The sequence below is a fragment of the Candidatus Dadabacteria bacterium genome (genome assembly GCA_009840385.1).
Taxonomy (GTDB): Bacteria; Desulfobacterota_D; UBA1144; order Nemesobacterales; family Nemesobacteraceae; genus Nemesobacter; species Nemesobacter australis.
Map to the genome: position 1 here is coordinate 12,057 of VXNX01000002.1, position 12,917 is coordinate 24,973.

9 protein-coding genes and 2 pseudogenes are annotated in these 12,917 nt (G+C 46.9%); 2 read left to right on the forward strand and 9 right to left on the reverse strand.

The features are described 5' to 3' along the window. Window positions 1–203 precede the first annotated feature (203 nt). From F4X55_00670 to F4X55_00705, 8 genes and pseudogenes are all read right to left on the reverse strand, one after another. Window positions 204–539, reverse strand: a pseudogene (locus F4X55_00670) (hypothetical protein). Window positions 540–675: 136 nt separating this feature from the next. Next, window positions 676–1,233, reverse strand: a complete 558-nt coding sequence (locus F4X55_00675) for a hypothetical protein (protein ID MYC39524.1) — start codon at window positions 1,231–1,233, stop codon at window positions 676–678. A gap of 563 nt (window positions 1,234–1,796) precedes the next feature. Next, the gene (locus F4X55_00680) at window positions 1,797–2,345 is read right to left on the reverse strand and encodes a hypothetical protein (protein MYC39525.1); all 549 of its coding nucleotides are present in this window, start codon (window positions 2,343–2,345) and stop codon (window positions 1,797–1,799) included. 27 nt (window positions 2,346–2,372) lie between these two features. Continuing rightward, window positions 2,373–2,912, reverse strand: coding sequence for a hypothetical protein (locus F4X55_00685; protein MYC39526.1), 540 nt, complete (start codon window positions 2,910–2,912; stop codon window positions 2,373–2,375). A gap of 336 nt (window positions 2,913–3,248) precedes the next feature. Next, window positions 3,249–4,955, reverse strand: coding sequence for a hypothetical protein (locus F4X55_00690; protein ID MYC39527.1), 1,707 nt, complete (start codon window positions 4,953–4,955; stop codon window positions 3,249–3,251). 1,149 nt (window positions 4,956–6,104) lie between these two features. Further along, window positions 6,105–6,419, reverse strand: a complete 315-nt coding sequence (locus F4X55_00695; GenBank protein MYC39528.1) for a hypothetical protein — start codon at window positions 6,417–6,419, stop codon at window positions 6,105–6,107. A gap of 122 nt (window positions 6,420–6,541) precedes the next feature. Further along, a complete protein-coding gene (locus F4X55_00700; GenBank protein MYC39529.1) occupies window positions 6,542–7,846 on the reverse strand; it encodes a replication initiation protein in 1,305 nt (434 codons plus the stop codon). Between the two features lie 610 nt (window positions 7,847–8,456). Then, window positions 8,457–8,825, reverse strand: a pseudogene (locus F4X55_00705) (IS200/IS605 family element transposase accessory protein TnpB). Window positions 8,826–9,051: 226 nt separating this feature from the next. Between F4X55_00705 and F4X55_00710 the strand changes: the two are divergent. Continuing rightward, window positions 9,052–10,161, forward strand: coding sequence for an IS200/IS605 family element transposase accessory protein TnpB (locus F4X55_00710; GenBank protein MYC39530.1), 1,110 nt, complete (start codon window positions 9,052–9,054; stop codon window positions 10,159–10,161). Between the two features lie 95 nt (window positions 10,162–10,256). On the opposite strand, the gene F4X55_00715 is transcribed toward F4X55_00710, so the two are convergent. After that, window positions 10,257–10,598: a helix-turn-helix domain-containing protein gene (locus tag F4X55_00715; GenBank protein MYC39531.1), complete on the reverse strand. Its 342-nt coding sequence runs from the start codon at window positions 10,596–10,598 to the stop codon at window positions 10,257–10,259. A gap of 1,290 nt (window positions 10,599–11,888) precedes the next feature. On the opposite strand from F4X55_00715, the gene F4X55_00720 reads away from it, so the two are divergent. Then, window positions 11,889–12,854: a hypothetical protein gene (locus tag F4X55_00720; GenBank protein MYC39532.1), complete on the forward strand. Its 966-nt coding sequence runs from the start codon at window positions 11,889–11,891 to the stop codon at window positions 12,852–12,854. The last annotated feature ends 63 nt before the right edge of the window (window positions 12,855–12,917 follow it).

Sequence of the window (12,917 nt, forward strand, 5' to 3'; positions counted from 1 at the left end):
TTTTTGGCATCGTCAATCTTCTTGTCGAGACGCGATTCAAGCTGCCCAATACCTTTGCTAAGTTCCTTTTTGGCATCGTCAATCTTCTTGTCGAGACGCGATTCAAGCTGCCCAATACCTTCCCCAATGAGATGTTCCATTATACTTAAAAGCTTTTGCACCTGTTCAGAGGACCCAGCAGATTCCGTTTCCTCAAACGCCATATTTTCTATAAAGTCTCTAAGTTTTAACTTCAACGCCTTGGCAATCGGGTAACGGTCTATCTTCTGCAGGATTTCCTCTTTCGTTTCACCTTGTTCCCTTAAGTTGTCAACCACCCTTCTGAAGATATTTTCAAAGCCATATTTGGAGATTGCAGCTGCGATGAATCCAGATAGAACGATAGCACCAATTCCGCCGATCATTCCAAAAGGACCTCCGAGCGAAGCCAACCCCGTCACGATTGCCGCGCCACCAAACAAGCCTGTGGTCGACATAGCCCCAAGCAACACCAGCCCCGGAACTCCCAACCCCGCGATTCTTTCGACCACTTCGTCTATAGAAATATTACGTATGAGCACATCTCGCCAGTTAAAATTCATGGATAAATACCTCATGCGACATCTTCAACTTACACTGGTTTCATTACAAACCAAACCTCGCTCCCGTTCTCAAATTAGGCACACAACTTTTGTGTCATGAAGTCAACTGCGCCCATGGATAGAGGTGCGTCCAATCTTTGCTGAAAATGACTCGAACCGGTTGATACACTTGCGCACACAGCCGTAAGAAAACGGCATACACCAGTGCCCGATGATTCCCGTCTTCAAGATAAAACCGGATCTCCGGGGAATGCGCCGGTTTTTCATAAGCTGCCAGCGGTCGAATCAACAATTCCCCCATCAAGCGCGGATCAAACCGCGCACTGATAAGAAAGCACCCCTCAAACCATGGCTCGTCCTCGGAGAGCTGCTTAAAGACTTGGATGGGACTCTCATACGGATATACCCTCAGAATCCTATCCACGACTTCCTTCAGCGTGCGCGACTTGCCTTTCGGTGTCAGCGTGTCTACCAACTTCTGATTGTTTGCCCACACAGCGTCATTCGCTTCCATAAAAACGAGGTCGTCAAAGTCCGCCTCACCCAGTGTGAAGGTTTTGTATTCTGCCCGTTCTATCTGCTGTCGGGTGACTTCGTATTCAGAGGGAGATGTTGATAACTGATGTGCATCCGCTAACAGGAATTCTTTCACGTTTGCCTCCAAGTCCTGTAACCCAAGGGTAGTACTTGTGATTGTGCCAGCGATATCGAGATTCTTATCGTTTCAACTTAATGGGCGGTGCAGTTATGTTCTTTTGTTACTTCATCTATGATTCGCTGCATCCTCTTAGGCGATAGCCCCATGCGATCACCGAGCGTCTCTGCTGGTCTCCGAAATGTGTTAATCCACTTATGGAACTGCTCAGCTGTCCGGGTACCCAACATAATATATTTGACGGCATTGGTATAAACATCGCTCGCCAGGATACGCTCTAAGGTGAACTGAGATGGGATCATCTCTTCCACATTCTCCCATAATAGAACGCGACTCGCTCCTCGGTATGGAAGCTTTTTCCACCATTGCGTGACAGCGAGTTTCCAAGCACCTTCCCCCAATGTTGTGTCCGTTTCAACTTGATATAAAGTCGTTTCTCCCGACATAATAGAATCCTTTTGTGTTAAGTTCGTTTTTCTGCTTCAATCCTACAATCGCGTGGCTTCTCAATCCAAGTCAGTACTATTGGAGGTCCAATAAATGGAGACACAATAAATGCTTCATTTCAACAATTTTTCGGCAATCTTCGCGTCAATCCGCTTCCATTTCCACGGAACCACTTCACCGGCTCCGTAGACTTTGCCGTGCGTTCGTCTCCGAGGGTGAACCTGAAAAATCGGTTTCTCTAAGCGATGAGCCGCTATCACCTCTTTTTTGACCCCTGGTGCATTGCGTGTCTCCCGTCCCACCATTACAATTATGATGTCCGAGAGCCCTATCTGCTTCTTTGTACTCTCCAACCAGATTAAATCAGGGGAATACGGCTTCTTGAGAGAATAATCTATCATCTCATATCGCGAGTACCGTGCCGCTTCGGAGTAGAAGGCGCGATGCAGTTCACCATCTTTACCAAACTCAAAACTCAAAAATACGCCAATCGTCTTTTTCTGCTTCACACCAGACGACATCAAAGGTTTTGGTGTAGAATCGCTTCGCTGGGCAGCCGGGAGGACTTTTCGCGCACGTGCGGTAAACTCCCCTTTGAGTGAGGAATGCCGTGTACTTCTATAGAAGGCTCGGTCATCTGCCCATGAAGGTTCCTTTTTCATAATTCACTTCCTTCGTTTATTTCCTATTTAGCATTCTCTACTGTCATACGAATAAAACCACAACGCCCTATCCAGTGTCCGCATCTCTATCTCGTTCCTTTTCACAATATCCCGACAAAACTCAATATATTTCAGCCAAAGCCAGTCCGGATAATAATCTCTCTTCGGTTCCTCCACAGACCAAAGTGCCCGTCCACTGAGGATAGGATACTGTTCTTTGTCATAGAGGTGTAGAATTGCAGAAGCGGTTGTCTGTCGGATGCCGCTTAACGCTGTCAAAGTCATCAGTTTTTCCCAATCGTCTGTGACTGTGAATGCCTGCCTGGTGGTTAGTTCTATGTGAGTTTCGTTGTTCCTTGATGCGCTACCTACGGCGTCCACCCCGTAGACGCTTAATACCCAATCAATGACCTTATACAGGTGGTATTGGGTGAGGGAACCCTGCCCCTGAATCTTGCCTCGAAATCCTATGACCTGATTTTCTCTCTCGCGGCCGGACGCACTTTGACATTCCGTGTAACGGTTTGCCCAATAGTCAATTTCGGACTCACAAAAACGTAATTTCATTTCCATACTCCTTGAGACTTTCCTATAAGATGATCTGGATGTAGATCATTCCGTTATGATTGCGAAATAGCAATCTACTCCGTGCTTTCGGGACACCTCACAAGCAGAAAGCGATACCCAAACATAGAATAAAACTCATGTTCAACAAGGTTTCCCTTGGCAACCCGGCATTCAACCCGTTTCACGAGATTGGATAGGACTCGACACAAGGGTGTGTCGAGGTGAAACTCCTATCCGCCAAGTTAATAAAAAGTATATCACAAAAAACAGAAAAATTACAAATAGAGTGAAATCCGTAATTACTTTGGTGGCGAAACAGGCGAACCGACACTGGATTTATTCGGGGACTTTGTCCGCATCTGTCGTAAAGAAGCGGCCTGCTTCCTTAAGACGCGGTTTACCTTTGTGAAAGCCAAAGATGCCAAGGTTATTTTCCGTGCTGCTATCCAACTCGTGAATCTTCCACCCATCCTTTGCCTCTTTCATCAGATACAAGTGCGTTTCGCCAGGAAACGAGCCTTTGTAACAATTGTACCCTATCACACTCGCTTCAATCTTGCTGCCTTTATAGCGAATCCAAAAATCCTTCAACACATCGTCACGTCCCCATTTGGCACCTTTTGTACCGATGCCGATCCATAAACCTTCAATAGCGATTTCAACATTCCTCCAGCCGAAGGCGATTGGCACAGGTTCATTTCCGGCAAAAATCGTTCCGAAGGCAACCTTGCCATCATTCGTCCGGAAGGTCTCCCCAATGGCTTTGAGATCGTTGTCGTTAAAGGCTTTGTAGAAGGCACTATAAACCGCTTGAATTGCGGCTTTCTCTGCTGCGAAGTCAATAGGCGGTCTCGTAGCCACCGCTGCCTGACGATTCTCCGGATTTTCTTCAAAGATATGAGCAGGTTCAAGCAGGTCCTTCACCTGTCTGCCAAACCTTCCATCGGTGTAATCAATTGCACGAATTTTCCAGTCCGTGCCATCCTTTTTCAGTGCAGAAATTAGATCGCCCTTCTGATTCCCCCAAGTATACGCCCCTCGTAAGACGGCTTCTTTCCCTCTGCTATCGATAGCGATATAGGTGATGTCAACCTCCATCTTTCCGCCGCGGAGCCGGAATATGCCGTCCCATGCTTTGCTGACTGCCTTTCCGCCTTCGTTTTTTTCAAAGGTGCCCGCCCAGAACGTCCAAGCGGTAAAAATGTCTTTGCTCTCGCCGGGTAGCCACACGTCCGTTAGCGCGTCAACATCTTGGTCGCCGTGGGCAAGCGCGTATTCCGCGTAAAGGTCGCGGATCGCCTGATCTTCGGCGGCAAAGTCAATATCTATTCCAGCAGTTACATCAGGATTAACAGGAATAACTCCAACTTTAGATTTTACTGTATTGCCGCCAATAGCATCAAGATGTTGGGCAACTAACACCATATCCAAAATATTAACAGTTCCATCTTCATTGACATCCGCTCGCGGAGGTGTTGGAGTACCTACCGTTAAACTGCTTGCTACCAGCGTTAAGTCCAGAATGTTGACGCTTCTGTCTCCGTTGACATCCCCGATGGGAAGTGACTGGATCGTTTCAATGCGCCCACTTCTTGTGGTAACGGGTAATGACATCCCCGCACTATTGGAGAGGATAACATCCTTTAATTGGAGCGTCGATGCACTGATGGCAACTACCTCAAATGTGAGTGTGGCAAGCGTCCCTGCGCTCGCAGCAGCAGCCCCAACGACAGATGTCGCCGCAATGTAAACGCTGTCGTTAGACGCTATCGGCGATAACGCAAACGCTCCCTCCGGCAGGTAATCCGCATTCCCACCTCCAATATAGCGGAGAACCGTTGGATCGAAACTGACAGTGAGTTCATACCCCGCAATGTCTTGTGCATCCGCTATTTGAATATCTACATTCAACCGTTCACCCACTGCAATCGGGGTCTTTTGCGGGAATACGACATGGACGAGGGAAACCTCACTGTAACCCACTGTTGTAAATACTGGGCATATCGCAATCGTTAGGAAGAAAAAAGTAAGAAACCGCTTCATCAATTATCTTTTATCACCTCAGAATCTCTACCTCCGCTCATGGAGGTGTATCGCATTCTATATCGTCCGCCGTTCATCTACAACCTCAACACCCGGGCTCTCTCGTTCCTTGCTCGAACGAAAACCGCCACAATGCCCTGTCAAGGTGTCGCATTGAAACGCTGTTACGATTCGCAATGTTCCGACAACCTTGAACGTATTCCGGCCAAAACGGATAGGAGGTTCTTTTTTTCCACGCCCACCCAGCAGAATAAAGCGCGTGTATATCCAAGATAGGATATTTTCCGTTATCATAGAGGTGTAGGATGGCGGAAGCAGTTGGCTGTTGGATGCCTTCTAACCGGGTCAAAGAGATTAATTTTTCCCAATCGTCTGTGCCCGTGAATGCTTGTGTGGTGACTTCCTGTATGAACTTCTCAGAGTTCCTTAATGTTAAGTCTGCCCTCCCAAATATATTTCTCGTTTTCCAATATGCGACTTTATGCAATTCAGATCTGGTGAGGCACTCTCGTTGCTGAATGTCGCCCCGAAGTTCTATGACCAGATCTTCTCTCTCGCGGCCGGCCGGACGTTGGAATTCCCTGTAGCGGTTTGCCCAATAGTCAATTTCGGACTCACAAAAACGTAATTTCATTTCCACACTCCTTGAGACTTTCCTATAAGATGATCTGGATGTAGATCATTCCGTTATGATTGCGAAATAGCAATCTACTCCGTGCTTTCGGGACACCTCACAAGCAGAAAGCGATACCCAAACATAGAATAAAACTCATGTTCAACAAGGTTTCCCTTGGCAACCCGGCATTCAACCCGTTTCACGAGATTGGATAGGACTCGACACAAGGGTGTGTCGAGGTGAAACTCCTATCCGCCAAGTTAGTGAAAAGTATAGCACAAAAAACAAACGAATTACAAATTATCTTGTTCTCTACGCCTTTGCTTCCTTGTAATGCCGCCCAAAACTGTCGAAAATTCAGTGCCAACAGAGGACCTTGATTATAAAGACTGCAGTTTCGAGAGGATTTCGTGCAAAATGTGAAAAAAACAGGAAATTTAAGGAGAAATTGGGAAATTTAAGGAGAAACTCGTGAAAATAAAGGTTGGTTGGGTTCAGGGATTTGGCAGTTTTCTGAAAATCCGCGAACCCCCCTACTCCCGAATAACAGGAACCTCGTCGTCATCCCCATGGCCATAGACGACCTCTGACTCCGGTTTCCGCTCATACTCCCAGACCTCGCTGACAAATTCCCATGCCGGCGGCACCAGCCATCCATGCCGCCGTTCTACCGCCACCGCGGGGTCATCGGAAGGCACTGGGAGATCGGGATCCTCAAAGACGAATTCAATCTTCTTGAGATGCCACTGCTCTAACTCGGCATCCCATTCTTCATAAATCCGCTTGAGGACCTCCCGGAATAAATCGTTTTCGTCGCGATACAGCGACCGGATTTCACTTACTACCATCAAACTTCCCTTCCAGCACCCTCCCGTTCTCCCGAAAACCCTCTCACTAAAAAATCCGTGTAATCCGTCTCATCCGCGAAAATCCGCGATTTGCGGCGTACTCGCCCAAATGCGACGGGCATTCAGACAGTTTCCCCCATAATCCGCGCCTTCTCATCCTCATACGCTGCAACAACCGGTGCCAGCAACTCCTGACAGTACTCCTCTTCAAGGATGGCGTTGATCTCCGCCGTCACCATGCCCCCTTTCTGATATGCCGCCATTGCAGATGGCTGCGCCTCAAGCCGTTGACGGACGATATGAGATTGGACACGCGTCGCGGCGGCTTCAACGAGTTCCGGCTCGGTGTGGATGGCTTGACGGATGATGGTATTTCGCTTGGTTTTGTACTCTGCCGTCAAGTCCTCAAGCTCCTTTTCCTGAACTTTCTCGGCTCGCAGCTGACGCTCTTTCTGCACCTGTTCGTCCTCATAGTTCTCGCGGATCGCCTTAATAATATACCCCGCACGATTCCGCACACCCACCGCATCAATCGACATCTCAATCTTCTCAGCGACATACCCCATGAAATCCGGATACGTATCGAGCAGTGGCAACTTTTCAGGGTTCACAAAATCCCACTCCTGGGCAGCGATCTTCAAGGCAATGTTCCGCTCAATCCGCGCTTGGACAAGCTCAACCGCAATAGGCGGGAGGTTCTCTATATCTGGGAACAACGACTCCTGGACCGGTAACTGCTTGACCCGTGTGATACGGAACTTCAATTTACCGACCCGCCGACCAATGCGTTTTTGCTCGACCTCCACATGATAGTCCGTCTCTTTATTGATCTCCTTGACTGCCGGTTTGATAACCGCACGGTTGAATATACTATACGCCGGATACTCACCGCTTTCGATCCCAAGCAGCTCCCTAAACGTATCCAACGCAATGAAGGGCGTTTCCCCCTCGTCGCGTTCGGTATCAAAGTAATCGAAACACAACTCCCACAAAACTAAGGCATACTGGCTCTTAAACCGGTTTTGCAGGCGGAGGTTCAACTTGGCGTAGACGCGCGGGTTATACAACTTCAGACGCAGATGCGGCGCAAAAGCATACGTACAGATGCCATCCTCGATTTCAACGGAAGCCAATAGACCCGCTATACCCCACTTCTGCTTGTTGTCTTTGCCCAGCAGATTCCATTCAACCTCGCAAGAACGCAGCTTCCTTAACATCTCTTTCAAGTAGTCCTCGTTCTTGCTATCGAAACCTAACTTCGCCGCTAATTCCACCATGCTGACGTGATGAATCTCCTGATTCGGGAGCTCATTGTAGGCGTTGGCGAGGAGCACGTTCCACGCACGCCGCTGCAGCAACGAAATTTTACTCTGAATCTGTATCGCTGGACTCGCTTTGACAAATTCGTTGATTTTCGCTAAGTTCATGAGATATTCCTTTGTTAATGGTTTTTGGTTTTTGGTGGTAGGTTCGTTCCGCTACGCAACCCGAACCTATAACCCTACAACCATCCTACAATTAATATGAATAATTGTCAACATAATTTTTCATATTTAACCCCATAAACGTTCATATTAAAGTCGAAGCCTCTATAATATCTTCCGATGACAAGCAGGTATCTACGGGTATTCCCACTATCTTTTGCAGTGTTCCCCATAGATGTTCATAGTTAACTTGTAGCATGGGAAACTGTCAGTCTTCTGTGCATCTCTTTGGGGGGTCCTGCAGGCATCAAACGATACCCCAAATTCCTATAATCCGCGAAAATCCGCGATTCTGACAACTCCCCACAAACGTTCATAGTTAGCCGTTTGTAGACTTTCCCCCCTTCGTCAATTAACGAATCATCATCCATCAGGGAACATCAGAGTCAATTTCCCCACAAACGTTCATGTTTAACCGTTGTGTAGAACTTACAGAAATCGTAGATTTCCTGTCTGACTTCCTGCTTCAACGTTTCGTGCCTCTCAACGAGGTCTTACAGAAACTCCACAGGCGTTTTACTTCTCCTCGCAACTCGTGGCGAAGGGTTAAGGTTTAAGTTGGACACAGGTTAACAGCAGCATTTAGGTCTCTGTCGCATTCAAAGCCACATTCGTGGCAGTGATATATGCGTTCAGAGAGCGTCAAATCTGCCTTCTTGTGTCCACAGTTGCTACAGGTCTTGGAACTGGCGAAGAACTGTGGGGCTTCTGTTATCGGTATACCCCGACGGTCTGCTTTGTATTTGAGTTTGACGAGAAAGCCACCGAGTGCTGAATCCGAGAGTGCCTTTGCAAGTTTTCGGTTCTTGAGCATATTGGTGATCTTGAGCGTCTCAATACCGATAGCAGAGGCTTTACGGACAATACGGATTGTCGCTTGGTGGTGAGCATCCTCTCGGATATTGCCGATACGGGCATGAACACCAGCAAGTATGGCTTTTGCCTTATCAATCTTCCCGCCAAGACCCCATGCTTTAGCTTGGGGATGTAGGCGGGCGTTGGGTTTGTCGTTGAAAATAGATTTGACATTGACTTAAAAATGTGGTATAATTAGAGTATCAAGTTGGCAGACATATCAAGCGTAATCGCAAGGTTACGTGTCTGCTTACCCACTTGATAGGGGTTAAAGGCTTGATACTTGATATACCATGAAAACGTATAAGTATAAGTTTGGTGATCAGTCGAATACAATCCGTCTTGGCAACCTGCTTGACGATATGTGGCAAGTGCATGCGTATTTCCATAAGTGGCAGGACGAAAGATATAGAAGTGGACTGCCGTATGCGAACTATCCTGCTATGTCTGCTCACGCAACGGATTTGAAACGGACGACACACCGACATTGGAAAGCGTTGCCGAGTCAAGCGATCCAAGAAGAACTCAAACGGATTGACGCTGCGTATGTGCGTTTTTTCAAGAAACTTGGGGGTAAACCGAAAATCAAGAAACGGCATAAGTTCAAATCCTTCACGCTCAAACAAGCGGGTTGGGTTCTTGAAGACAATCGTATTACGTTGAACTTCAGAAAATGGGATAAAGGTAAATGGCGACATGATAAAGTGGCTTATACGTTTCATAAACACCGTGAGTTTGAAGGTAATATCCGTCGTATCACGATCAAGCGCGACGCGTGTGGTGATTATTGGCTTTGTATACTGACTGATTTTGTAGAAAGCAAACTTCTGTCGGCAACAGGTAAAAGCGTTGGGGCAGACTTCGGCTTGAAAGACGCATACTTGACATTGAGCACGGGTGAGAAGAAACAACACCCCCAACCTTTGAAGCAGTCCTTGAACAAACTTCGGTCTCTCAACAAAAGTCTTTCCCGAAAGGTTAGAGGTTCTAACGGTTGGTGGCGGTGTGTGAGACACCTCGCACGCCTGTATCGGAAAATCAGTAACCAACGCAAAGACTTTCATTGGCAATTGGCAAGCGATCTTTGTAAGTCTTTTGATACGATTGCGATTGAAACCTTGAACCTTGCGGGTATGAAACGGCTTTGGGGACGGAAGGTCTCCGATCTTGGGTTCTACCAGTTCGTTGAGATATTGAAATACAAGTGTCAAAAACATGGACGCACCTTGCTCCAAGTGGGTCAATGGACAGCGACAACGAAACCGTGTAGTCATTGTGGCTTTCATAACGAAAATCTTTCTCTAAACGATAGACAGTGGACGTGTCCTGAATGTGGTTCTGACCATGACCGCGACATCAACGCTGCGATAAACATATTGCGGGCAGGGATAGCCGTTACCTAAATACGATATGCCTGAGACTCGACTGAGAGTTTCAGGGAAATGCCCGCGGGTGGAGACGGAATAAGACGGTGGACTTTTCAAGGAAACCGCACTGTCTACGAAGCCGAAGCCCCACGCTTCAGCGTGTGGGTGCTATCACAGACGGGGAACTTGTTTTGTCCTTTTTTCCAGCGTGTAACAGCGTCTCCAAGATTGTGTATTGCATTCTTGGACGCGTTCTGTGATAACTCTGAACACCAAGGAAACTTATTACGCTTAACAGCATTGAACTCGCGCTTTATTCCTCGGTAATCCCGCCATTCGTCTTTATCCAGTCCTGCTTTAAAAGACGACAGGCCGAAGTTATACGCAACACGCGCATAGCCAGCATGCTGTGACATCAACGTAGACTGCTTGTTATTCGGGTTAAGTTCTATCTGCTGTGAACGTAAATTCATGGTATATCAGGTATCAGGTGTTTATCCCCTGCGAAGTGGGAGGCAGACACGTAACCGAGAGGCTACGCTTCGCATGTCTGCCAACCTGATATGTTTATTATACCTTTTTTTCAACCAGCAGTCAAGAACAATCTTCGGAATTCTACAGATTTTCTCGGACTGCACAGGAACCTCCAGAATCCGCGACAATCCGCAGAATCCGCGATTCAGACAATTTCCCCATAGATGTTCACTTTAAGGTTTTTTCCTCCCCATAGACGTTCACTTTAATCCCCATAGACGTTCACTTTAATCCCCATAGACGTTCACTTTAATCCCCATAAACGTTCACCTTTAACCCCATAAACGTTCATATTAAAGTCTGGGAACTCACGTGTGGCGTGGTCTCATCGCACCTTTAAACATGTTAAAACATATATTAAAAATATTAAAATCGTTAAACAACATACACCCAAACAGAAATTTTCTCACATAGAAGCCTCCGGTTTTCTGTTGTTCAACGATAAAAAATTGATTTAAGGCAGGAATTGGGAGTCAACACACCCAAAAAATGGGCAGGGATTACGAAAGGGAAAAAAGACTTGCGCAAATACTTATTGTAGTATACTATTAATTTGTTTTTATCTTACTATTATTATACTATATTATTATACTATTATTACATAGTATTTATTTTCAGTTGACAACCCATCTAAAGTTTGGAGGTTTTGATTAAAACATAACTGCACTACGCCATCCCCGAAAAAACGTGTAGGAACGCAAAAGAAGATTTTACTTGCAAACTTTTTCGGTCTTTTGCTAAAATACTCTTTTGTAGATATAAATACTAGTGGACCGATGAGAATGGACCTCTCGGTCCACAGTACTGTCAAAGCGAACTTGTCAGTACGGTTTAATTATAGCATACCTTGACTTGTCTTTGTGTGATTATTTTTAAACCGAATGGTAATTTTTACCTGATTTCCCTTGGGGAATTAGGTATGATTATCATTGGACGTTGGGGGCGGATTACCGAGGTAACCTTTTACCTCCCGCCTCCTCCCCAACTGGCAATTGGAGATACGTCCGAGATTACCTGTCGTGTCGTGAGATACGGCAAAACGTCCAGACCTCAAACGTTTTTTCATTGATGGCAGTACATTTGTTGGTTACTGGAGATCGTGCTATGCACGCGCTTTGTGTCTGCATAGCACTGTATCTCCATATCACTTTTGATATGAATATTACCACATATATCAGCATTTTCTGGTTCGCTCTGCAATGCCTTTTTCTCTGCGGAAAGGGGACACCATGAGCGTCCAACAAATCTATATTCCTCTTGAGGGTCGATACCCAATCCCGCATGAGTTTGAAGCCGACACGCTGCCCGTGCCGCGCGGTCAATACAGTGTCTTGTGGGAACTCCGCGAGGGCAACCTCACGGCAGCTGAAGCAATAATTCTTCTCTGCCTGAATCACGGAAGTTCCTGGAATTCGGGAGCAACCTGGAGTATGTCGGGTCCCTACCTATCGAAAATACTCGGGGTAGGGATGTCGCGACGGTACGTCAGAAAAACGTTAGCGAATCTCTCTGACAAGCGATGGATCAAAACGATTGACGACGACAACCCTTCGGGAAACCGCTATCGGATCCGACACCATCTCTGTAAATATCAGGAGGTCCCTGTCAATAAGGACGGGAAACCTCTGATGTTTGCAGTGCCACGCGGGCCCGGCGGTCCCTTGGAACGCTGTTTCGAGGGCGATATCTCATGGAAAGCCGCACTCGTCTGGATCGTGTTGAAACTGCGATCAAACTGGAAGGCACACGAGGATACCGCAGGACAGACAGAAATGGCAACACTCCTCGAACTGTCGAAAAGATGTCGAATCACACTCAGAACTTTTAACACGGCCATCATCGAACTCATGAAAGCCGGCATGCTGGAACGGATGAGCTCCAAATCGAAACTCGCGATCTTTCAACTGTATCCGAAGCCCTTCCCAGGACAGACGCAAACTGAACCGATCCGAGAAGAATGGGTCAACGGGAAACTCCAGAAGACCGATGACGAGCACTGGTATAGCAACAATCTCCAGTATCGATGCCCGCTCGAAGATTACATGAAGATCGAAAGGCGGCAACGCGACGGAACGTGGAAGCGGGTGAGTGATTATCATAGGGCCCAGGTGATGCCGAAGTCAATCTGCAGCGATTTTGAACGCTATGTTGTGTTACATTTCCAAATTCAGCGGTCGTTGCAAAGGAAGGACTGATGGCGCGAAATCTTCTCTTTCTTGTGTTGAAAATTAAAAATTTATGGGCCCCTCCGCCAAAAC